20 protein-coding genes are annotated in these 21,032 nt (G+C 60.2%); 14 read left to right on the top strand and 6 right to left on the bottom strand.

The genetic code is table 11. The features are described from left to right. Window positions 1-85 precede the first annotated feature (85 nt). Both EJA72_RS19040 and gloB read right to left on the bottom strand, forming a co-directional pair. Window positions 86-1,540, bottom strand: coding sequence for a lytic transglycosylase domain-containing protein (locus tag EJA72_RS19040; protein WP_157712954.1), 1,455 nt, complete (start codon window positions 1,538-1,540; stop codon window positions 86-88). Between the two features lie 99 nt (window positions 1,541-1,639). Next, on the bottom strand, window positions 1,640-2,407 hold the full coding sequence (gene gloB, locus EJA72_RS19035) for a hydroxyacylglutathione hydrolase (RefSeq protein WP_157712953.1): 768 nt from the start codon (window positions 2,405-2,407) through the stop codon (window positions 1,640-1,642). Between the two features lie 65 nt (window positions 2,408-2,472). Here gloB and EJA72_RS19030 point away from each other — a divergent pair, with 65 nt between their 5' ends. The 5 genes from EJA72_RS19030 (at window position 2,473) to EJA72_RS19010 (ending at window position 7,812) form a co-directional block, all read left to right on the top strand. Next, on the top strand, window positions 2,473-3,234 hold the full coding sequence (locus EJA72_RS19030) for a class I SAM-dependent methyltransferase (protein WP_157712952.1): 762 nt from the start codon (window positions 2,473-2,475) through the stop codon (window positions 3,232-3,234). 91 nt (window positions 3,235-3,325) lie between these two features. Further along, window positions 3,326-3,778: a ribonuclease HI gene (rnhA, locus tag EJA72_RS19025; RefSeq protein WP_007944583.1), complete on the top strand. Its 453-nt coding sequence runs from the start codon at window positions 3,326-3,328 to the stop codon at window positions 3,776-3,778. An 80-nt stretch (window positions 3,779-3,858) separates the two neighbouring features. Then, window positions 3,859-4,617: a DNA polymerase III subunit epsilon gene (dnaQ, locus tag EJA72_RS19020; RefSeq protein ID WP_157712951.1), complete on the top strand. Its 759-nt coding sequence runs from the start codon at window positions 3,859-3,861 to the stop codon at window positions 4,615-4,617. Window positions 4,618-4,927: 310 nt separating this feature from the next. Further along, window positions 4,928-7,183: an Orn/Lys/Arg decarboxylase N-terminal domain-containing protein gene (locus EJA72_RS19015; protein WP_157712950.1), complete on the top strand. Its 2,256-nt coding sequence runs from the start codon at window positions 4,928-4,930 to the stop codon at window positions 7,181-7,183. A gap of 14 nt (window positions 7,184-7,197) precedes the next feature. Continuing rightward, entirely contained in the window at window positions 7,198-7,812 is a 615-nt protein-coding gene (locus EJA72_RS19010; RefSeq protein ID WP_157712949.1) for a GNAT family N-acetyltransferase, read from the top strand. Here EJA72_RS19010 and EJA72_RS19005 read toward each other — a convergent pair. Then, window positions 7,778-8,671: a LysR substrate-binding domain-containing protein gene (locus tag EJA72_RS19005; RefSeq protein WP_157712948.1), complete on the bottom strand. Its 894-nt coding sequence runs from the start codon at window positions 8,669-8,671 to the stop codon at window positions 7,778-7,780. The two genes, EJA72_RS19010 and EJA72_RS19005, sit on opposite strands and share 35 nt — an antisense overlap. 86 nt (window positions 8,672-8,757) lie before the next feature. Next, a complete protein-coding gene (locus EJA72_RS19000) occupies window positions 8,758-9,018 on the bottom strand; it encodes a hypothetical protein (protein WP_157712947.1) in 261 nt (86 codons plus the stop codon). Window positions 9,019-9,193: 175 nt separating this feature from the next. Between EJA72_RS19000 and EJA72_RS18995 the strand changes: the two genes are divergently transcribed. Beyond that, window positions 9,194-9,754 carry an NADPH-dependent FMN reductase gene (locus EJA72_RS18995; RefSeq protein WP_157712946.1) on the top strand — a complete coding sequence of 187 codons (561 nt, stop codon included), beginning with the start codon at window positions 9,194-9,196 and terminating at the stop codon, window positions 9,752-9,754. Between the two features lie 12 nt (window positions 9,755-9,766). Here the strand turns inward: EJA72_RS18995 and EJA72_RS18990 are convergent, their stop codons facing one another. Continuing rightward, window positions 9,767-10,426, bottom strand: coding sequence for a TetR/AcrR family transcriptional regulator (locus EJA72_RS18990; protein WP_157712945.1), 660 nt, complete (start codon window positions 10,424-10,426; stop codon window positions 9,767-9,769). A 54-nt stretch (window positions 10,427-10,480) separates the two neighbouring features. Here EJA72_RS18990 and EJA72_RS18985 point away from each other — a divergent pair, with 54 nt between their 5' ends. Together EJA72_RS18985 and EJA72_RS18980 are read left to right on the top strand one after the other, a co-directional pair. Continuing rightward, window positions 10,481-11,587 (top strand): DUF2855 family protein, encoded by a 1,107-nt coding sequence (locus tag EJA72_RS18985; RefSeq protein ID WP_157712944.1) that lies wholly within the window; start codon window positions 10,481-10,483, stop codon window positions 11,585-11,587. 212 nt (window positions 11,588-11,799) lie between these two features. After that, window positions 11,800-13,083, top strand: coding sequence for an arsenic transporter (locus EJA72_RS18980; protein ID WP_157712943.1), 1,284 nt, complete (start codon window positions 11,800-11,802; stop codon window positions 13,081-13,083). Window positions 13,084-13,210: 127 nt separating this feature from the next. Here EJA72_RS18980 and EJA72_RS18975 read toward each other — a convergent pair whose 3' ends face one another. Beyond that, window positions 13,211-14,161: a DUF1853 family protein gene (locus EJA72_RS18975; RefSeq protein WP_157712942.1), complete on the bottom strand. Its 951-nt coding sequence runs from the start codon at window positions 14,159-14,161 to the stop codon at window positions 13,211-13,213. 108 nt (window positions 14,162-14,269) lie between these two features. Here EJA72_RS18975 and EJA72_RS18970 point away from each other — a divergent pair, with 108 nt between their 5' ends. The 6 genes from EJA72_RS18970 to pepN are packed head-to-tail and all read left to right on the top strand — an operon-like array spanning window position 14,270 to window position 20,779. Next, window positions 14,270-15,160 (top strand): NAD(+) kinase, encoded by an 891-nt coding sequence (locus EJA72_RS18970; RefSeq protein ID WP_065261120.1) that lies wholly within the window; start codon window positions 14,270-14,272, stop codon window positions 15,158-15,160. Continuing rightward, window positions 15,160-16,131 carry a metallophosphoesterase gene (locus EJA72_RS18965; RefSeq protein ID WP_157712941.1) on the top strand — a complete coding sequence of 324 codons (972 nt, stop codon included), beginning with the start codon at window positions 15,160-15,162 and terminating at the stop codon, window positions 16,129-16,131. The genes EJA72_RS18970 and EJA72_RS18965 overlap by 1 nt, the downstream gene beginning before the upstream one ends. Further along, the gene (locus EJA72_RS18960) at window positions 16,128-16,997 is read left to right on the top strand and encodes a rhomboid family intramembrane serine protease (RefSeq protein WP_157712940.1); all 870 of its coding nucleotides are present in this window, start codon (window positions 16,128-16,130) and stop codon (window positions 16,995-16,997) included. Before EJA72_RS18965 ends, EJA72_RS18960 begins: the two co-directional genes overlap by 4 nt. A gap of 26 nt (window positions 16,998-17,023) precedes the next feature. Then, a complete protein-coding gene (locus tag EJA72_RS18955; protein WP_157712939.1) occupies window positions 17,024-17,284 on the top strand; it encodes a YeaC family protein in 261 nt (86 codons plus the stop codon). Then, entirely contained in the window at window positions 17,281-18,111 is an 831-nt protein-coding gene (locus EJA72_RS18950; RefSeq protein ID WP_157712938.1) for a DUF2797 domain-containing protein, read from the top strand. Before EJA72_RS18955 ends, EJA72_RS18950 begins: the two co-directional genes overlap by 4 nt. A gap of 10 nt (window positions 18,112-18,121) precedes the next feature. Then, window positions 18,122-20,779: an aminopeptidase N gene (gene pepN, locus EJA72_RS18945; RefSeq protein ID WP_157712937.1), complete on the top strand. Its 2,658-nt coding sequence runs from the start codon at window positions 18,122-18,124 to the stop codon at window positions 20,777-20,779. Window positions 20,780-21,032: the final 253 nt, after the last annotated feature.

The raw sequence follows: 21,032 nt of genomic DNA, 5'->3' as shown, positions 1-21,032 counted from the left end.
CGCCACAGAAGCCCTTGCAGCCGCAAGAATTTCAACAGCCTTCAAATTGCGGGCAAAAAAAACCCCTGAAATCAGGGGGTTCTTTTTAGCGAGGCGAAGAAACCGTCAACATCTGCCCAGGCTTCAATGCCTGGCCAACACGGGGATTCCAGCGCTTGAGGTGCTGCATTTCAACGTTGAAACGTTTGGCAACCATGTACAGCGAATCACCTTGCTGGACCTTGTACTGGGTCTGCGGCTTCTGCTTTTCAGCTTTTGCGCTGGATTTGCTGTTCGCTGCCACGACGGTGTTGACCCGTGCGTTGCTGCGTTTGCTGGTGTCCTGCATGACCAGGGTCTGGCCGACCTTGAGGTTCTTGCCGGTCATCTTGTTCCAGCGTTGCAGGTCCTTGACGTCGACCTTGTTGGTCTTGGCAATGCTGGCCAGGTTGTCGCCACGTTTAACGCGGTACGCGCGCTTGAGGCTGGCGACCTCGGACTCGTCAGCACCTTCGAACACCGGCTTGAGCGACTTCTTGCTGATCAACTCCTCTGGACGCATGGTCGAGAGGCTGGCGGTCAGCAGTTGCGCCTTGGACGTCGGCACCAGCAAATGTTGCGGACCGTCGATGGTCGTGCGCTGTTTGAAGGCCGGATTGAGCTGGAACAGCTCGTCTTCGTCGATGTTGGCCACCTCGGCAACCTTCGACAGGTCCATGCGCTGGTTGATTTCGACGACCTGGAAATACGGTTCGTTGGCGATCGGGTTGAGGTTCACGCCATAGGCTTCGGGCGCCAGCACCACTTGCGACAAGGCCAGCAGCTTCGGCACGTAAGCCTGGGTTTCGGCGGGCAACGGCAGGTTCCAGTAATCGGTCGGCAGGCCGAGCTTTTCGTTACGCTCGATCGCCCGGCTGACTGTACCTTCACCGGCGTTGTAGGCCGCCAGGGCCAGCAGCCAGTCACCGTTGAACATGTCGTGCAGACGGGTCAGGTAATCCATTGCCGCGGTGGTCGAAGCGGTGATGTCGCGACGGCCATCATAAAATCGGGTTTGACGCAGGTTGAAATAACGCCCGGTGGACGGGATGAATTGCCACAAGCCCACCGCATCGGCCCGGGAGTAGGCCATTGGGTTGTAGGCACTTTCAATCACTGGCAGCAGCGCCAGTTCCAGCGGCATGTTGCGTTCTTCGAGGCGCTCGACGATGTAATGAATGTAGAGGCTGCCGCGTGAGCCGGCGTTTTCCAGGAAAGAAGGGTTGCTGGCGAACCAAAGGCGCTGTTGCTCGATGCGTGGGTTGACACCCAGGCCGTCTTGCAGCTGGAAGCCTTGGCGCATGCGCTCCCAGACGTCCTGCGGGATCTGCGGGCTCGGTTTCTCGCTGAGCCAGATAGGCTTCTGCTTGGCGCGAGCCGCAATGTTCGGGGTGTGTGCCGCATCGGTCTGCGGCACATGACTGGAACAGCCCGCCAGAGTGGCGGACACAGCCACCGCTATGGCTTGAACCAAGCGGGTCAATGCGTCTGAATTGATGGCTTTACGAATAGATGACGACATTGGCTGGAAGTAAGTTCCGGGCAAAAATGTCGGGCGATTCTAGAAAGCGCACCCCCTGCGGTCAACCATTCAGATATTTCGACCTGATGACAAGTCTGTTTAGAACTTATCTTTCCAAGCCCGAAGAGCAGCAAAAACCGCACTCGGAGCCCGGTTATCGGTCCCCATCCGTTCGTCCACTTTTTCTTTAACGGATGTTTCACCGGTACGCAAAAACGGGTTTGTCAGCTTTTCGAGGGCCAGGGTCGAGGGCAGCGTGATGGTTCCCACTTCACGTTGTTTCGTGACGGTGGCCAGCCGTTCGGCGGTGTGCGGGTTGCCGGGTTCGACGGCTGCCGCAAAACGCAGGTTGCTCAGGGTGTATTCGTGGGTGCAGTACACCCGCGTGTCCTCGGGCAGGGCCGCGAGGCGCGACAGCGAGGTGTGCATTTGCTCGGGCGTACCTTCGAACAGCCGCCCGCAACCGGCGGCGAACAGGGTGTCACCGCAAAACAGCAGGCCCTGGTGATAGAAGGCGATGTGCCCCAGGGTGTGGCCGGGCACGGCGAGTACGTCAAAATCGCAGCCCAGTACGCTGATGCGGTCGTTGTCCTTGAGCGCGACGTCCCGCGCGGGAATGGTTTCGCTGGCCGGACCGTACACCTTCGCGTCTGTCGCTTTTTTCAGCTGTTCGACACCGCCGACATGGTCGTGATGATGGTGAGTGATCAGAATGTCACTCAGGACCCATCCAGGGTTCGCCGTGAGCCAGGCAATGACCGGCGCGGCATCGCCCGGGTCGACTACCGCGCAGCGTCGGGTGCCGGGGTCTTGTAACAACCAGATGTAGTTGTCGGTGAAGGCGGGCAGGGCAGTGATCTGTATCATCGTCGGATTCGCCAAGCGGAAAACAATGGCGCATCTTAGAACTTCCTGGCGCGTTGGAGAATGCAATGACTGATAAAGCGTTCGCTCAGGCCGATCCAGACTGGCTGGCGTTGATCAGCGCGGCCCGTGAATGGCTGTCCGGGCCGCTCGGGCAATTTTTGCTGGACGAAGAACGGCGGATGCTCGAAGACGAGCTCGGCCGTTTCTTCGGCGGCTATCTGGTGCATTACGGTCCGTCGGCCCAGACACCGCCGTCGGCGCCGCAGGTGCAGCGCAATGTGCGCCTCGGGGCGCCGTTGCCGGGGGTCGAGATTGTCTGCGAGGAACAGGCCTGGCCACTGAGCGAGCACGCCGCCGATGTGGTGGTGTTGCAGCATGGGCTGGATTTCTGCCTGTCGCCCCACGGTCTGCTGCGGGAAGCCGCCAGCAGCGTGCGACCCGGCGGGCACCTGGTGATCATCGGCATCAACCCCTGGAGCAGTTGGGGTTTGCGTCATGTCTTTGCCCACGACGCCCTGCGCAAGGCGCGCTGCATTTCGCCGTCGCGCGTCGCCGACTGGCTGAACCTGCTGGGCTTTGCGCTGGAGAAACGCCGCTTCGGGTGCTATCGTCCGCCGATTGCGTCACCTGCCTGGCAAGCGCGTCTGGCCGGTTGGGAGCGCAAAGCCGGGGATTGGCAATTGTCCGGCGGCGGCTTCTATTTATTGGTCGCGCGCAAGATCGTGGTCGGTCTGCGTCCGGTGCGTCAAGAGCGGCGCGAGCCGATGGGCAAACTGATTCCGTTGCCGATGGCCAAGGTCAATCGCCGCAATAATATCGAGCCGTAATACACCTTTATATTTCCGGTCGGGTCACTCCCGGCCTCGGGCATCTTCGATCCTTGATCGACGAGCCACCGCATTTTCTGGATAGATTGGCATGAGCGATAGCGTTGAACTCTTCACCGACGGCGCCTGCAAAGGCAACCCTGGCCCAGGCGGCTGGGGCGCACTGCTGGTCTGCAAGGGCGTTGAAAAAGAACTCTGGGGCGGCGAAGCCAACACCACCAACAACCGCATGGAACTGATGGGCGCCATCCGTGGCCTGGAAGAACTCAAGCGTTCCTGCGACGTGTTGCTGGTGACCGACTCCCAGTACGTCATGAAAGGCATCAACGAGTGGATGGACAACTGGAAGAAACGCGGCTGGAAAACGGCGGCGAAAGAACCGGTTAAAAATGCCGATTTGTGGAAGTTGCTCGACGAGCAGGTCAATCGCCACAACGTCACCTGGAAATGGGTGCGCGGGCACATTGGCCATCACGGCAACGAGCGGGCGGACCAGTTGGCCAACCGTGGCGTGGATGAGGTCCGGGGCTTCAAGCAGGCTTGATTTCGATACCTGAAACACCCCGGCGAGCGTGTTAACATCGCCGTTTTTTGCACGAATGACCCGTTGAGAGCTGAGCACTGATGGCCACCAGATCCGTTGTACTCGATACCGAAACCACTGGCATGCCGGTGACCGACGGCCACCGGATTATTGAAATCGGTTGCGTCGAGTTGATCGGTCGGCGCCTGACGGGCCGGCATTTCCACGTTTACCTGCAACCGGACCGCGAGAGTGACGAGGGCGCCATCGGCGTCCACGGCATCACCAACGAGTTCCTGGTGGGTAAGCCGCGTTTCACTGAAGTGGCCGATGAGTTCTTCGAATTCATCAAGGGCGCGCAGCTGATCATTCATAACGCGGCGTTCGACGTTGGCTTCATCAACAACGAATTCGCCCTGATGGGCCAGCACGATCGCGCGGACATCACCCAGCACTGCTCGATCCTCGACACCCTGATGATGGCCCGGGAACGTCACCCCGGGCAGCGCAACAGCCTCGATGCGTTGTGCAAACGCTATGGCGTCGACAACTCCGGCCGCGAACTCCACGGCGCATTGCTCGACTCCGAGATTCTCGCCGACGTTTACCTGACCATGACCGGGGGCCAGACCAGCCTGTCGCTGGCGGGTAACGCCTCCGATGGCAACGGTTCGGGTGAAGGTGCGGACAACTCCGCGACCGAAATCCGCCGTCTGCCGGCTGATCGCCAACCGACCCGGATCATCCGCGCCAGTGAAGACGACCTGGCTCGGCACGTGACGCGTCTGGAAGCCATCGCCAAATCCGCCGGTGCACCGTCGTTGTGGCAACAATTGGTCGAGGCGAAGGCCCAGGCCTGAGCCACTCATGAATGCAAGGGGCTTTTGTGGCGAGGGAGCTTGCTCCCGCTCGGCTGCGCAGCAGTCGTAAACCCTGTCGCCCCGTACCCACTGAAGAATACAGGGGGGCGCTTCACAACCCAGCGGGACGATGCGGCGTTCCGACAAGCTCCCTCGCCACAGGTTGTTAACTGCTGTGCCCGGTTTTTCCGCTTCGTTATGGTGCGCCCACCGACCCGCTTTCGGGCACGCCTCTCGCCACAACCGCTCCAACCCTCTACCCTGAGGTGATTGGCAAGCCAAGGCTTGCCGCCTCAGGACACTGAGCCCCATGTATAAAGATTTGAAATTCCCGGTCCTGATCGTCCACCGCGACATCAAGGCCGACACCGTTGCCGGTGACCGCGTGCGGGGCATCGCCCGCGAGCTGGAACAGGAAGGCTTCAGCATCGTTTCGGCGGTGAACTACACGGAAGGACGTCTGGTGGCTTCAACCCACCATGGCCTTTCCTGCATGTTGATCGCGTCTGAAGACGCCAGCGCCCATTCTCATTTGTTACAGAACATGGCCGAATTGATCGGTCTCGCGCGGGTTCGTGCACCGGATCTGCCGATCTTCGCTCTCGGTGAACAAGTCACCCTGGAAAACGCCCCGGCCGACGCCATGGACGAGCTTAACCAGCTGCGCGGCATTCTCTATCTGTTCGAAGACACCGTGCCCTTTCTGGCGCGGCAGGTGGCGCGAGCGGCGCGCAAGTACCTCGATGGCCTGCTGCCGCCTTTTTTCAAGGCCCTGGTCCAGCACACCGCCGACTCCAACTATTCCTGGCACACCCCCGGTCATGGCGGCGGCGTGGCGTATCATAAAAGCCCGGTAGGCCAGGCGTTTCACCAGTTTTTTGGGGAAAATACCCTGCGTTCGGATTTGTCGGTGTCGGTGCCGGAGCTCGGTTCGCTGCTGGATCACACCGGCCCGCTGGCCGAGGCGGAGGCTCGCGCAGCCCGTAACTTCGGGGCCGATCACACGTTTTTCGTGATCAATGGCACGTCGACTGCAAACAAGATCGTCTGGCATTCGATGGTTGCCCGCGATGACCTGGTGTTGGTGGACCGCAATTGCCACAAGTCGGTGTTGCACTCGATCATCATGACCGGCGCCATCCCGCTGTATTTGTGTCCTGAGCGTAATGAGCTGGGGATCATCGGGCCGATCCCGCTCAGCGAGTTCAGTCGCGAATCGATTCAGGCCAAGATCGACGCCAGCCCGTTGACCCAGGGGCGTGAGCTCAAGGTCAAACTCGCGGTGGTGACCAATTCGACGTATGACGGCCTCTGCTACAACGCCGAGCTGATCAAACAGAGCCTGGGCAACAGCGTCGAGGTGCTGCACTTCGACGAAGCCTGGTACGCCTACGCCGCGTTTCACGAGTTTTTCTCGGGGCGTTACGGCATGGGCACCTCCCGCAGCGAAGACAGCCCGCTGGTGTTCACCACCCATTCCACGCACAAATTGCTGGCGGCGTTCAGTCAGGCCTCGATGATCCATGTCCAGGACGGTGGCGCGCGGCAACTGGACCGTGACCGCTTCAACGAAGCCTTCATGATGCACATCTCGACATCGCCGCAGTACAGCATCATCGCGTCGCTCGACGTGGCCTCGGCCATGATGGAAGGCCCGGCCGGGCGCTCGTTGTTGCAGGAAATGTTTGATGAGGCCCTGAGTTTTCGCCGGGCCCTGGCCAATCTGCGCCAGCATATCGCGGCGGACGACTGGTGGTTCTCTATCTGGCAGCCACCGTCGGTGGAAGGTATTGATCGCGTGGTCACCGAAGACTGGCTGCTGCAGACCGATGCCGACTGGCACGGCTTTGGTGGCGTCACCGACGACTACGTGCTGCTCGATCCGATCAAAGTCACCCTGGTGATGCCCGGCCTGACCGCGGGCGGCGCGTTGAGCGAGCGCGGGATTCCGGCGGCGGTGGTCAGCAAATTCCTCTGGGAGCGGGGGCTGGTGGTTGAAAAGACCGGGTTGTATTCGTTCCTGGTGCTGTTCTCCATGGGCATCACCAAGGGCAAATGGAGCACGTTGCTGACCGAATTGCTGGAGTTCAAACGCAGCTACGACGCCAATGTCAGTCTGGCAACTTGCCTGCCGTGCGTGGCGCAACAGAAAGTTGGGCGCTACCAGGGCATGGGTTTGCGCGATCTGTGTGATCAATTGCACGCCTGTTACCGCAGCAATGCCACGGCCAAACACCTCAAGCGCATGTACACGGTCCTCCCGGAAATCGCGATGAAGCCCGCAGACGCCTATGATCAGTTGGTGCGTGGCGACGTTGAAGCGGTTTCGATCGATGCTCTGGATGGGCGAATCGCGGCCGTGATGCTGGTGCCATACCCGCCGGGGATCCCGTTGATCATGCCCGGCGAGCGTTTCACCGAGTCGACGCGCTCGATCATCGATTACCTGGCGTTTGCCCGTACATTCGACAGCAGCTTCCCGGGGTTTGTCGCTGATGTGCACGGCTTGCAACACGAAGACGAGGGCAATGGACGGCACTACACCGTCGATTGCATCAAGGAATGAGGACCTTTCCCAGTATGCAACCGCTCATGAATCCAAAATACCCAGGGCTGTCCGTGCGTGTAGCCGACGATGGCTTCGCCGCGTACATCTGGGGCAGCGATTTCAGCTTTGAAGTCGCGGCCTATGGCGCGCCCGAAATCGGTAAACCGGTCGACCAGTGGCCGGTTACGCCCATCACGCCTTATCGCAAGTGCTACGGCATTGATCCCGAGGAGTTCGGCAGTTTCCGTGATGCCCCGGACAGCGCCATTTTCATGGCTTTTCTCGACGATGAGCCGGTCGGCCATCTGGTGGTCAGTACCAACTGGAACGGCTTTGCCCATATCGACGAACTGGCGGTGCATGCGCCAGCGCGCCGGCATGGCGTGGCCAAGGCGTTGCTCGATGTAGCGCAGTTCTGGAGTCGCAAAAAGAAACTGCCGGGCATCATGCTCGAGACCCAGAACAACAACCTTGGGGCCTGCCGGCTCTATGAACGATGCGGTTACGTGATTGGCGGAATCGATCACCTGCGTTATCGCGGTATCGACCCGAACACCGCCGAAGTGGCACTGTTCTGGTATCGATTGTTCGATAACCCGCTGGAAAACCCGCTCAGTTCGCCAGCATCGCCGCGGCTTGTTCCGTAACGATGTCCAGCAGAAGCTGAACAGCCGCCGACGGCCCTCCGTTCTTGAGGGTCAAGGCATACACGATGACCGGCACGGCTGGCGCCAGCGGGCAGGCATCCAGACCCGCCGAGCGGGCGCCGAGGGCGGTGAACGGGTCGACGATGGCCAGGCCTTCACCGGCCTCGACCATGCTGCGCATCATCTGGTGCGTTTGTACCCGAGTGTGGATGACCGGGGCAGGGCGCAAGGCATGCAGTTTGTTTTCGAGTGCCGGACTCAACGGATCATGCCCCTCCAGCCCAACCAACGACTGCCCCGCCAGGTCTTGCAGCGAAATGTACTTCTGCTTCGGTTGCAGCCAGCCGTGGGGCGCCAGTAACTGAAGCTTGCCCTGGGCAATCACCTGGCAATCAATGTCGGCGTGATCGGGATCGTGCAGGCTCAGGCCCAGATCGCTTTCGCGCAGGAGCAGGCTTCGGACGATGTCACGGGTGGGTTGGCTGAGGAGGGTGCAGGGAGCATCGGGGAGGCGTCGACGCAGCGCCGCGATACTCTGTGGCAACAGTTGCTGGGCAATCGGCGGGGTGCAGATGACGCGAAGGGGCGGCGCCTGATATTGCTTCAGGCTGGCGGCCAGGCGCTGGACCGGTTCAAGTGCGTCGTAGACGTGGGTGATCCCGACTTGCATCTCCCGCGCTTCACGCGTGGCCTGCAAACGCCCGCGCACGCTGGAAAACAGCATGAAACCCAACTGATCCTCAGCGTCGCGCAGGATGCGTTCAACTTCGGCCACCGGCAACTGCAGCCATTCGGCGGCGGTACCCAGGTGACCGGTCTGCAACAGCGCCTGGATCACTTCGATATGGCGTAAACGCATGCGTGAAGTCCATGTTCAGCAGGTGGGAGTCAGTGGCTGAATCCTAACCCAAGTCCGCGCATATGACTTCTGCTCATAACGCGAGGTTATGAAGCGACGCTGGTTTCCGGCAGGCTGCCGACAAAAGTGTCAGGTTCGCGCACGATGGTGACGTTCGATTGCACCAGCAAAAACTGGTTGTCGTCGAGCTTGTTGACGCGATCGCCAATGGCCAGCTTATAAGTGGTGACAGGCGTGGAACCGGTGAGGCCGTCTGCCGACGGGGTGGATTCCTGGAACTCATGCACGGAATAAACACGGCCTTCCGCGTCTCTTGCATGGAACTGACCGACGAGTACTGCTGCCATCTGCTTAGAACCTCTGGAGATAAATCACTCAATTTGCGGCTCAGTAGACCGTGCTTGGGTGATGTAAGTTTTCCTACAAGAAAAAAATAGTCAGGGGCGGTGCTTTCATTCGCCCACTGCTTGAATCGTCATCTATAACTACTAGCTCTTTCCATCGAACAGTCGAGAAACTTCCATGAGCAACGTCTATACGATCGCCGTAGTGGTCGGCAGCTTGAGAAAGGAATCGATCAACCGCAAGGTTGCAAAGGCCCTGGCCGACCTGGCACCGGCCAATCTCAAGCTGAACATCGTCGAAATCGGCGATCTGCCGCTCTATAACGAAGACATCGATGGTGCTTCACCGCCGGCAGCCTACAGCACTTTCCGGCAACAAGTGAGTTCATCCGACGCGGTGCTGTTTGTGACCCCGGAATACAACCGTTCCGTGCCGGCGCCGCTGAAGAATGCCATTGACGTTGGCTCGCGTCCCTATGGCAAAAGTGCCTGGAACGACAAGCCCGGCGCTGTCATCAGTGTGTCGCCGGGGGCAATCGGCGGGTTTGGCGCCAACCACCATTTGCGTCAATCCATGGTGTTTCTCAATGTGCCGTGCATGCAGCAACCGGAGGCTTACCTGGGCGGGGCCGGTTCAGCGTTCGACGAGGCGGGGAAATTGTCTGACGCGGTGAAGCCGTTCTTGCAAAGTTTCATCAACGCGTATGGCCAGTGGGTCGAGCAGCACAAGAAAATGTGACAAGCCGCGGGCCTACGGCGAGTTGAGCAGTCGGCTACGGATCATCGTCTCCATTTCCGACAGCCAGGCGGCGGTTTGCTCCGCCGTCGGTTGCGTGGCCACGCAATAGCGACGGCCGCCCCAGGCCATAATCAACCAGGCATCGATGGCGGCCTGCGACGGTTGTGCGGGTAGATCGCTGCACGCGGCAAAGGCTTCACGCCATTTGTGCGTCAACTCCTCGAACACCCGTCGATGATGTTTGGGTTCGGCGATCTGGTGTTCGATGGCCAGCACTTCAGCGTTGAACAAGGGCAGGCTGGCATCCTCGGGCTCGCAGGTCAGGCGCACCAGGCGTTTGATGCGAGTGGGCCAGTCCAGTTCGCTGGCGTGAACGACCTGTAAATCCAGGCGCAATAACAACGCATCCAGGCAATGCCGGACGTAGCCCGACAACAAGGCTTCCTTGCTCGGGAAGTAGTCGTACAGCGTGCCAATCGCGACACCCGCTTCCAGTGCCACTTCACGGGTGGTCAATCCCGACCAGCCGTTGCGTCGCCAAATCCGAACAAACGCCTCATAAATCGCTTCCACCGTAAAAATCGCCCGCGCCTGACTCGGCCGTTTCAGCGGCTTGGCGCGTGGATTGAGGATGGAGGCACTGCCCTTGGCGTTTCCGAACCCGCTCTTCATCGTCTGTCATTACTCTGGTGCTACCCGCCACTTTGTCGCAGCAGGAGTCTGAAAATGCAACGTCCAACCACGGTAACACGGCTGATTACCCGCAAAAACGCCCTTGATCAAAGCCGCATCGAGCACGAGCAACGGAGCCTGAGTCCGGCTGCCGGCGAAGTGATCCTGAAAATCGAGCGCTGTGCGCTGACCACCAACAACATTACCTACGCGGCCTATGGCAATTCGATGAACTACTGGGGGTTCTTTCCTACAGGGTTAGCTGATTGGGGTCACGTCCCGGCGTGGGGTTTCGCCGATGTTGTGGCCTCTGATGTTGTTGGCATAAAAGTCGGGGAGCGTTTCTACGGGTATTTTCCGATTGCCAGCCATTTATGGATGCGTCCGGAGCGGGTTACTGAACGAGGATTCTATGACGGTGCGGAGCATCGGCAGGGGCTGACATCGGCTTACAACCAGTACACCCGTTGTAGCTGGGATGCGTACTACCACGCGGACACTGAAAACCTGCAGATCCTGCTCAAACCGCTGTTTCTGACCTCGTCGATGCTCGCGGACTTCCTCCAGGACAATCAGCTTTTTGGCGCGACCCGACTGGTGTTCTCCAGCGCGTCGAGCAAAACCGCGTATGGCACGGCGGTCTGTCTTGAAAACCAGCCGGGTCTTGAGCGTGTGGCGTTGACCTCTGCCGGTAACAAGGCGTTCGTCGAAACGCTTGGCTGTTACGAACGAACGGTGTCCTACGCCGAACTGGCGAGCCTGCCCAATGACCGTCCGACGCTGTACGTGGATTTTTCCGGCGACCTGGACTTGCGTGATCACGTGCACCAGCATTTTGCCGGAAACCTGGTTTACAGCTGCTTCGCCGGTTCCGCGCAGAGCACTGACGAAGCTCGGCTGACGGCCATCGAGGGGCCGCAACCGGTGTTCTTCTTTGCGCCGATCCAGATCCGCAAGCGCAATGCCGAGTGGGGGCCGGAAGGGGTGAGCCAGCATATTGGCGAGGGCTTGCAGCAGTTTTACCGGCAGGTGACCGCGGCGGAAAACCCGTTATTGAACGTGGTTGAAGGGGCGGGGTATGAAGCGGCGCAGGATGTGATTTCCCGGTTGTTTCATGGCCAGGTTCCGCCGGTCGAGGGGCATGTCATCCGGTTGGTGTAGCAGCTGCCGAGCTTGCTTTGTGGTGAGGGGATTTATCCCCGTTGGGCTGCGCAGCGGCCCCTTTTTCTTCAGCTACACAGCGTAAAAAAGATTACGACGGCTGCGCCGCCGAACGGGGATAAATCCCCTCACCACAAAGCAAGCTCGACAGCTGCTACATCGTCATCGAATCTGCGGTATTTTAGCGGCCCCTGTTTATAGGCTGGCCTGGCATGCTCATCGCGTCGATCATTTTCCTCCTGACCATCACCCTGGTGATCTGGCAACCCAAGGGCCTTGGTGTCGGTTGGAGTGCGGTGTTCGGCGCGGTGCTGGCGTTGATCTTTGGCGTGGTGCACCTCAGCGATATCCCGCTGGTGTGGCAGATTATCTGGAACGCCACGGGCACCTTTGTGGCGCTGATCATCATCAGCCTGCTGCTGGACGAGGCGGGGCTGTTTGCCTGGGCGGCGCTGCACGTGGCCCGGTGGGGGCGGGGCAGCGGGCGCAAGCTCTTTGCGTATATGGTCCTGCTCGGGGCGCTGGTGTCGGCGCTGTTCGCCAATGACGGCGCGGCGCTGATCCTCACGCCTATCGTGATTTCCATGTTGCTGGCATTGCGTTTTTCGCCCGCGGCGACCCTGGCGTTCGTCATGGGCGCCGGTTTCATCGCCGACACCGCCAGCCTGCCGCTGGTGGTGTCAAACCTGGTGAACATCGTTTCGGCGGACTTCTTCCACATTGGCTTCAACCGCTACGCGGCGGTGATGATCCCGGTCAATCTGGTGAGCGTCGCGGCAACGCTGGCGGTGCTGATGTGGTTCTTCCGGCGCGACATCCCCAAGGATTACGATCCGGAACAGCTGGAGTCGCCTGAGTCGGCGATCCATGACAAAGCGACGTTCTTTGCCGGTTGGGCCGTTCTGGTGATCTTGTTGCTCGGCTGTTTCGCCTTGGAACCCTTGGGGATTCCGATCAGCGCCATTTCGGCAGTGTGCGCAGCGTTGCTGCTGGCGATTGCCGCACGAGGCCACAAGATTTCCACGCGTAAAGTGATGAAAGAAGCGCCGTGGCAGATCGTGATTTTCTCGCTGGGCATGTATTTGGTGGTCTATGGGCTGCGCAACGCGGGGCTCACCGGGTACCTCGCCGGCTGGCTGGACGGCTTTGCCGGATACGGCATCTGGGGCGCGGCCATGGGCACCGGGGTGCTGACGGCGCTGCTGTCGTCGATCATGAACAATTTGCCGACGGTGCTGATTGGCCTGTTATCGATCGATGCGAGCCAGGCCACTGGCGTGGTGAAGGAGGCGATGATCTACGCCAACGTCATCGGCAGCGACCTGGGGCCGAAAATTACCCCGATCGGCAGTCTGGCGACGTTGCTGTGGCTGCATGTGCTGGAGCGCAAGAATATTCAGATTGGCTGGGGGTATTACTTCAAGGTCGGGATTGTGTTGACGGTGCCGGTTTTGCTGGTGACCCTGGCGGCGCTGGCGGTGCGGTTGTCCATCTGAACCGGGTTGGCCCTATCGTCGGAACGCCGCCCGGAGCCGGCTCGCTCCCACAGGGATTTTCGCCACAACGAAGATCCCTGTAGGAGCAAGGCTTGCCCGCGAAGAGGCCAGTCCTGCCACTACACAACTAACCATTGCCCGGAACATTCGGCCAAAGATCCGCCACCAGAAACAACCGCTCCGCTTCCTCCCAGTCCCCATCCGCATTTTCCACCAGCCTTACCAGCAACTGCGCCGGCGCCAGCGGCTCGAGGTCGCGCAGCCACGCCGCCAACTGTTCGGTATTCCAGGTCTGATCAACAGGATAATGCGCCGGCGCCAGCCAGGCATGGCGGGGCAGGGGCTGCCAGCGACCGAACGGCCGTTGCTCGACAAACGCCGGCCAGTCCTTCTGATGCAGCCAGCGGCCGCGCAAATGCTGCGGATGGGCGCCGGCGGGTGGCTCGGCGTGTCCCGGCCATGGATACAGCAAATAACCGCCCAACCATAAATGCGCGCTGAACTGCTGGATATCCAGTGCTGCCAGCACCTCGCGGCTTTCCGGCCGCGCGGAAATCGGCAGTTGATGCTGGCTCAGGTGTGCCAGCTTGCGGTCCAGTCGATCGTGACAGCCCGGACCGAGCCATTGCGCAGTGTCGTGGCCGTCACCATTTTGCGGGCCGAGGTAAAGCTTGATTGCCAGTTCCAGATGATGAACGCCATCGCGGTCGCGCAGCAGCATGTCCAGCTCGCCCAGGGTATGGCCCTCGCGTCGAATAGGCATGTTGGCGGCGATCAGCTCGATCCCCGGCGCATGGCGCACGGCGTACTGCCACAGGCGTTCGTAATACAGCCCCAGGCGCCGGGTTCGGGCCTGAGCCAGCCAGTGCAACAAGTCATAACTGTCACGGTCGAGTTGGCGCAGCCACGACTCCAGGCGCTCCGGCGCCTGCACCCAGTCACTGCCGGCCAGCGGGTGACGCTGCGGCCACGGCGTGTCGGTGAGCATCGGCGGCGCGAGGATGACCCACGCCAGGTCACGCACTTCGGGGTGGCGTAACTGGTGGGGCAACTGCAACAAATCTGGAAATAGGATCATCTTGCGAGCATAGCCTTAAACCGGAGCGCGTCCTTGTGGCTGAAAGGATTTTGTCTATCCCGCGCTTTCGCCCATAATCGTGTTTTTTCGCTGCCCCGCAGGAGCCCCATGGAGCAATTTCGTAATATCGGCATCATCGGTCGCCTGGGCAGTTCGCAGGTGCTGGATACCGTTCGCCGACTGAAGCGGTTTCTGCTCGATCGTCACCTGCACGTGATCCTCGAAGACACCATCGCCGAAGTACTGCCGGGGCATGGCCTGCAAACCTCGTCGCGCAAGATGCTCGGTGAAGTCTGTGACATGGTGATTGTGGTCGGCGGTGATGGCAGCCTGCTGGGCGCCGCCCGGGCACTGGCCAGGCACAATATCCCGGTGCTCGGCATCAACCGTGGCAGCCTGGGGTTCCTGACCGATATCCGTCCCGACGAACTGGAAATCAAGGTCGCCGAAGTGCTCGACGGCCACTACCTGGTGGAAAACCGCTTCCTGTTGCAGGCCGAAGTCCGGCGTCACGCCGAGGCCATTGGTCAGGGCGATGCACTGAACGACGTGGTGCTGCACCCCGGCAAATCGACGCGCATGATCGAGTTCGAGCTGTACATCGACGGCCAGTTCGTCTGCAGCCAGAAGGCCGACGGCCTGATCGTCGCCACGCCGACCGGTTCGACCGCCTACGCGCTGTCGGCGGGCGGGCCGATCATGCATCCCAAGCTCGACGCTATTGTGATTGTGCCGATGTACCCCCATACCTTGTCAGGCCGGCCAATTGTGGTCGATGGCAACAGTGAGCTGAAAATCGTCGTGTCCAAGGATATGCAGATCTACCCGCAAGTCTCCTGTGACGGGCAGAACCACTTCACCTGCGCGCCGGGTGACACCATCACCGTCAGCAAGAAAGCGCAGAAGTTGCGGCTGATTCATCCGCTCGACCACAACTATTATGAAGTCTGCCGGACCAAGCTCGGCTGGGGCAGCCGGTTGGGTGGTGGAGGCGACTGATGCTCGATCCTGCGCGCAGTTACGACCTGATCGGTGACGTGCACGGTTGCGCTCTGACCCTTGAGCACTTGCTCGACCGGCTCGGTTATCACAAACAAGGTGGCGTCTGGCGACATCCATCGCGTATGGCAGTGTTCGTCGGTGACATCATCGACCGCGGCCCGCGGATTCGCGAAGCGCTGTACATCGTTCATGACATGGTCGAGGCGGGCCAGGCGTTGTGCATCATGGGCAACCATGAATTCAACGCGCTGGGCTGGAGCACGCCGGCGCCTCCGGGCAGCGGCAAGCATTACGTGCGTGAGCACACCCCGCGTCACGCCCGTTTGCTGGGTGAAACCCTGACCCAATTTGAGCAACATCCGGGCGACTGGCATGACTTCCAGCAATGGTTCTACGAGTTGCCGGTGTTTGTCGATGCCGGGCGTTTCCGTGTGGTGCATGCCTGCTGGGATGCGGGACTGATCGAGCCGCTGCGCGCGCAATTCCCGGACGGTTGCATCGACGAACATTTCCTCCAGGCCTCGGCCGTGCCGGGCAGCTTCGCGTGCACCGTGTTCGACCGTTTGCTGCGCGGCACCGACATGCGGTTGCCGCACGGCTTGACCATGACCAGCGGTGATGGCCTGGTGCGTTCGTTTTTCCGCACCAAGTTCTGGGAGGACGACCCGCAGACCTATGGTGACATTGTGTTTCAGCCGGACGCATTGCCCGATCCCGTGGCCCAGACACCCTTGTCGTCCACGGAAAAAAATACGTTGCTGCGCTACGGTATTGATGAACCGCTGCTGTTCGTCGGCCATTACTGGCGCAGCGGCAAGCCGGCACCGATTCGCCCGAACCTGGCCTGCCTGGATTACAGCGCGGTGCTCTACGGCAAACTGGTCGCCTATCGACTGGATCAGGAAACACGGCTCGACCCGAACAAATTCGTCTGGGTCGATGTTGAGCGGCCGGAGGTGCTGCAATGAGTGCTGTTGCCATATTGCGGCTGCCGTTGGCAGTGGATTTGAGCGGGTTCGTCACGCTCCTGCAACGCATGCAGGTGCCGTATCGCGTCAGCGAAGAAGCGGGGGAGCAAGTGCTGTGGGTGCCGGCCAACATCAGTGAAGACGTTCGTTCGTTGTACGAGCGTTTCCCGGAAGGCGATCCTGATCAGCAACTGAACATCCCCGTTGCGCACACCACAAAACGCCCCGGTTTTGCCGAGCAATTGCGCCACGCCAAGGCGACAGGCCTGGTGTTGCTGTTGAGCCTGATCGTGGGCGCAGTGACGCTGCTCGGTGAAAACCTCGACACGATGCGCTGGCTGACCTTCCTCGATTTCAGGGTGGTCGGCGAATACATCCATTTCGTGCCGTTGGCGGACAGCCTGGCGGCGGGGCAGTGGTGGCGCCTGGTGACGCCGATGCTGATCCACTTCGGCATCCTGCACCTGGCCATGAACGGCATGTGGTATTGGGAGCTGGGCCGGCGCATCGAGTCGCGCCAGGGCAGCATCAACCTGATCGGCCTGACGTTGCTGTTCGGCCTCGTGTCGAACTACGCGCAATATTATTTCAGTGGCCCGACCCTGTTCGGCGGGTTGTCCGGGGTGCTGTACGGCTTGCTCGGGCACTGCTGGATTTTCCAGATCCTGTCGCCCAATCGGGCGTATCGCCTGCCGCGCGGCGTGTTGGTGATGATGCTGGTGTGGCTGGTGCTCTGCCTGTCGGGCCTGATTTCGATGATCGGCTTCGGTGAAATCGCCAACGCGGCCCATGTCGGCGGGTTGCTCGTCGGATGCTTGACCGGTTTGTTGGGTGGTTTGTACAACCGCCGTAAACTGGCCGCCTAAACAGTTATGCACGTTTGGAGACCTTGATGTCCTCTTTTAATGAAATGATCAAAAACATCACCCCCGATATCTACCAGAGCCTGAAACTGGCGGTGGAAATCGGTAAATGGTCGGACGGTGGCAAGCTCACCGCAGAACAACGTGAACTGTCGCTGCAAGCGATGATCGCCTGGGAAGTGCAGAACCTTCCGGAAGAAGAACGTACTGGCTATATGGGCCCACAGGAATGCAGCTCGAAGTCGATCAGCGTGCCGAACATTCTGTTCAAGTCGGATGCCATCCATTGATCGAGATTGGCCGCGGTGCAATCAGTAAAATGTCGGCACGTCTTGACGGGTCCGACGTGCAGTACGCGTTTCGCCTGGGTGACGTCGAGGTGCCGGTCAATCCCTTGATCGGCAGTACGGTTCGCCTGGAGTACCTGGGGGCGATCTTCTGTTCCCATTGCGGGCGCAAGACCAAAACCAGTTTCAGCCAGGGTTACTGCTACCCGTGCATGACCAAACTGGCGCAGTGCGACGTCTGCATCATGAGCCCGGAGCGTTGCCACTACGACGCAGGTACCTGCCGTGAGCCGGAGTGGGGCGAGAAGTTTTGCATGACCGATCACATCGTGTACCTGTCGAACTCGTCCGGCGTGAAAGTCGGGATCACCCGCGCCACCCAGTTGCCGACCCGCTGGATCGACCAGGGCGCCCGCCAGGCGTTGCCGATCATGCGTGTCTCGACCCGCCAGCAGTCAGGCTTCGTCGAAGACCTGTTCCGCAGTCAGGTCGCGGACAAGACCAACTGGCGTGCTTTGCTCAAGGGCGAAGCCGTTTCGGTGGACCTCGCCGAAGTGCGCGATCAGTTGTTCGACCGTTGCGCCGAGGGCCTGCAAACCTTGCAGGAACGATTCGGCATTCAGGCGATCCAGACCATTGCCGACGTTGAACCGCTTGAAATCCGCTACCCGGTCGAGCAATACCCGGCGAAGATTGTCAGCTTCAACCTGGACAAGAACCCGATTGCCGAAGGCACGCTGCTGGGGATCAAGGGCCAGTACCTGATCTTCGACACCGGCGTGATCAATATTCGTAAATACACGGCTTATCAACTCGCCGTGCATCAGTAAGGACTCCAGCATGCGCACCGAACAACCGAAGATGATCTACCTGAAGGACTATCAGGCGCCCGAGTACCTGATCGACGAGACGCACCTGACCTTCGAGCTGTTCGAGGACCACAGCCTGGTCCATGCGCAACTGGTGATGCGCCGCAATCCTGAACGCGGCCCGGGGCTGCCGCCGCTGGTGCTGGATGGCCAGCAGCTCGAATTGCTGTCGGTGAACCTGTCCGACCGTGAACTGAGCGAAACTGATTACCAACTGACCGAGAATCACCTGACCCTGCACCCGACCAGCACCACGTTCACGGTCGATACCAGCGTCAGGATTCATCCGGAAACCAACACTGCCCTGGAAGGCCTGTACAAATCCAGCGGCATGTTCTGCACTCAGTGTGAAGCCGAAGGCTTCCGCAAGATCACCTATTATCTCGACCGGCCGGACGTGATGAGCAAGTTCACCACCACGGTCGTCGCCGAGCAGCACAGCTACCCGGTGCTACTGTCCAACGGCAACCCGATTGCCAGCGGTCCGGGCGAAGACGGTCGCCATTGGGCGACCTGGGAAGACCCGTTCATGAAACCGGCATACCTGTTTGCGCTGGTGGCCGGTGACCTTTGGTGTGTCGAAGACACCTTCACCACCATGAGCGAGCGTTCCGTGGCGCTGCGTATCTATGTCGAGCCGGAAAACATCGACAAGTGCCAGCACGCGATGAACAGCCTGAAGAAATCCATGCGCTGGGACGAAGAGGTGTACGGTCGCGAATACGACCTGGACATCTTCATGATCGTGGCGGTCAACGACTTCAACATGGGCGCCATGGAGAACAAGGGCCTCAACATCTTCAACTCCAGCGCCGTACTGGCCCGCGCCGAAACCGCCACCGATGCCGCACACCAGCGTGTCGAAGCGATCGTCGCCCACGAATACTTCCACAACTGGTCGGGCAACCGCGTGACCTGCCGCGACTGGTTCCAGTTGTCGCTGAAGGAAGGTTTCACCGTGTTCCGCGATTCGGGTTTCTCCGCCGACATGAACTCGGCCACCGTGAAACGCATCCAGGACGTTGCGTACCTGCGCACCCACCAGTTCGCCGAAGATGCCGGCCCGATGGCCCACGCCGTGCGCCCGGACAGCTTCATCGAGATCTCGAACTTCTACACCCTGACCGTGTACGAAAAGGGCTCGGAAGTGGTCGGCATGATCCACACCTTGCTCGGCGCCGAAGGCTTCCGTAAGGGCAGCGACCTCTACTTTGAACGCCATGACGGCCAGGCCGTGACCTGCGATGACTTCATCAAGGCCATGGAAGATGCCAATGGCGTCGACCTGACCCAGTTCAAACGCTGGTACAGCCAGGCCGGTACACCGCGTCTGGCGGTGAGCGAGTCCTACGATGCGGTGGCCAACACCTACAGCCTGACGTTCCGCCAAAGCTGCCCGGCCACCCCGGACAAGGTTGAAAAACTGCCGTTCGTGATTCCGGTGGCGTTGGGGCTGCTGGACTCGAAAGGCGCGGCGATTGCCCTGCGTCTTTCCGGTGAAGCCAGCGCACAGGGCACCTCACGGGTTATTTCGGTGACCCAAGCCGAACAGACGTTCACCTTCGTCGACATCGCCGAGCAACCATTGCCTTCGCTGCTGCGCGGCTTCTCGGCACCGGTGAAACTGAGCTTCCCGTATAACCGCGATCAGTTGATGTTCCTGATGCAGCACGACAGCGACGGTTTCAACCGCTGGGATGCCGGTCAGCAATTGTCGGTGCAGGTGCTGCAAGAGTTGATCGCTCAGCAGCAGAAGGGCGAAGCCCTGGTACTGGACCAACGCCTGGTGTCTGCCTTGCGCACCGTGCTGTCCGACGAGACGCTGGACCAAGCGATGGTCGCGGAAATGCTCGCGCTGCCGGGTGAGGCCTATCTGACAGAAATCAGCGAAGTAGCTGATGTCGATGCCATCCACATCGCTCGCGAGTTTGCGCGCAAGCAATTGGCTGAAGGCTTGTTTGAAGCGCTGTGGCTGCGTTATCAGGCCAATCGCGATCTCTCCAAGAAAACCCCCTATATTGCCGAGGCCGAGCACTTTGCCCGTCGTGCCTTGCAGAACATTGCGCTGTCGTACCTGATGCTCAGCGGCAAGCCGGAGGTGTTGGCTGCGACGTTGGAGCAGTTCGAGACCAGCGACAACATGACCGAGCGTTTGACTGCGTTGGCGGTATTGGTCAACTCGCCGTTCGACAATGAGAAAGCCAAGGCGCTGGCCAGTTTCGCCGAGCACTTCAAGGACAATCCGCTGGTCATGGATCAGTGGTTCAGCGTGCAGGCGGGCAGCACCTTGCCGGGCGGGCTGGAGCGGGTGCGCCAGTTGATGCAGCATCCGGCGTTCAATATCAAGAATCCGAACAAGGTGCGTGCTCTAGTGGGTGCGTTTGCCGGGCAGAACCTGATCAACTTCCATGCGGCTGATGGTTCCGGGTATCGATTCCTGGCGGATCTGGTGATCGAGCTGAACGGGTTCAATCCGCAGATTGCTTCTCGGCAGTTGGCACCGCTGACTCGCTGGCGCAAGTATGACGATGCGCGTCAGGCGTTGATGAAAGGCGAGCTGGAGCGGATTCGGGCTTCGGGGCAGTTGTCCAGTGATGTGTTTGAAGTGGTCAGTAAAAGTCTGGCTTGAGTCTGGCTTCGTTTCCTCAGGGTTCGTTTGGGCCCTGGGGTACATATCCATTTCTGCGGTAACGGCTGCTATTTGGTTTCGCCCTTACGGCGACTCACTTTTCCAAACGCCGAAAAGTAAGCAAAAGGCTCTTGCCCCACCACTCGGTGCCTCGCCTAGGCTCGGCATGCCCTCACTCCGGCATTGCTCCGTGGGCCCGCCGCCATCGGCCATCCATGGCCGGGGGCGGCTAACCCGGCATCCATGCCGGGTT

The organism is Pseudomonas sp. PB120 (assembly GCF_009761815.1).
Taxonomy (GTDB): Bacteria; Pseudomonadota; Gammaproteobacteria; order Pseudomonadales; family Pseudomonadaceae; genus Aquipseudomonas.
The sequence above is the reverse complement of the archived record's forward strand: the minus strand, read 5'-3'. Positions and strand labels throughout refer to the sequence as shown.

What these genes read in the sequence shown, in the direction of transcription:
- EJA72_RS19040 (WP_157712954.1), bottom strand. Translation starts at nt 1,540, where the DNA reads ATGTCGTCATCTATTCGTAAAGCCATCAATTCAGACGCATTGACCCGC.
- gloB (WP_157712953.1), bottom strand. Translation starts at nt 2,407, where the DNA reads ATGATACAGATCACTGCCCTGCCCGCCTTCACCGACAACTACATCTGG.
- EJA72_RS19030 (WP_157712952.1), top strand. Translation starts at nt 2,473, where the DNA reads ATGACTGATAAAGCGTTCGCTCAGGCCGATCCAGACTGGCTGGCGTTG.
- rnhA (WP_007944583.1), top strand. Translation starts at nt 3,326, where the DNA reads ATGAGCGATAGCGTTGAACTCTTCACCGACGGCGCCTGCAAAGGCAAC.
- dnaQ (WP_157712951.1), top strand. Translation starts at nt 3,859, where the DNA reads ATGGCCACCAGATCCGTTGTACTCGATACCGAAACCACTGGCATGCCG.
- EJA72_RS19015 (WP_157712950.1), top strand. Translation starts at nt 4,928, where the DNA reads ATGTATAAAGATTTGAAATTCCCGGTCCTGATCGTCCACCGCGACATC.
- EJA72_RS19010 (WP_157712949.1), top strand. Translation starts at nt 7,198, where the DNA reads ATGCAACCGCTCATGAATCCAAAATACCCAGGGCTGTCCGTGCGTGTA.
- EJA72_RS19005 (WP_157712948.1), bottom strand. Translation starts at nt 8,671, where the DNA reads ATGCGTTTACGCCATATCGAAGTGATCCAGGCGCTGTTGCAGACCGGT.
- EJA72_RS19000 (WP_157712947.1), bottom strand. Translation starts at nt 9,018, where the DNA reads ATGGCAGCAGTACTCGTCGGTCAGTTCCATGCAAGAGACGCGGAAGGC.
- EJA72_RS18995 (WP_157712946.1), top strand. Translation starts at nt 9,194, where the DNA reads ATGAGCAACGTCTATACGATCGCCGTAGTGGTCGGCAGCTTGAGAAAG.
- EJA72_RS18990 (WP_157712945.1), bottom strand. Translation starts at nt 10,426, where the DNA reads ATGAAGAGCGGGTTCGGAAACGCCAAGGGCAGTGCCTCCATCCTCAAT.
- EJA72_RS18985 (WP_157712944.1), top strand. Translation starts at nt 10,481, where the DNA reads ATGCAACGTCCAACCACGGTAACACGGCTGATTACCCGCAAAAACGCC.
- EJA72_RS18980 (WP_157712943.1), top strand. Translation starts at nt 11,800, where the DNA reads ATGCTCATCGCGTCGATCATTTTCCTCCTGACCATCACCCTGGTGATC.
- EJA72_RS18975 (WP_157712942.1), bottom strand. Translation starts at nt 14,161, where the DNA reads ATGATCCTATTTCCAGATTTGTTGCAGTTGCCCCACCAGTTACGCCAC.
- EJA72_RS18970 (WP_065261120.1), top strand. Translation starts at nt 14,270, where the DNA reads ATGGAGCAATTTCGTAATATCGGCATCATCGGTCGCCTGGGCAGTTCG.
- EJA72_RS18965 (WP_157712941.1), top strand. Translation starts at nt 15,160, where the DNA reads ATGCTCGATCCTGCGCGCAGTTACGACCTGATCGGTGACGTGCACGGT.
- EJA72_RS18960 (WP_157712940.1), top strand. Translation starts at nt 16,128, where the DNA reads ATGAGTGCTGTTGCCATATTGCGGCTGCCGTTGGCAGTGGATTTGAGC.
- EJA72_RS18955 (WP_157712939.1), top strand. Translation starts at nt 17,024, where the DNA reads ATGTCCTCTTTTAATGAAATGATCAAAAACATCACCCCCGATATCTAC.
- pepN (WP_157712937.1), top strand. Translation starts at nt 18,122, where the DNA reads ATGCGCACCGAACAACCGAAGATGATCTACCTGAAGGACTATCAGGCG.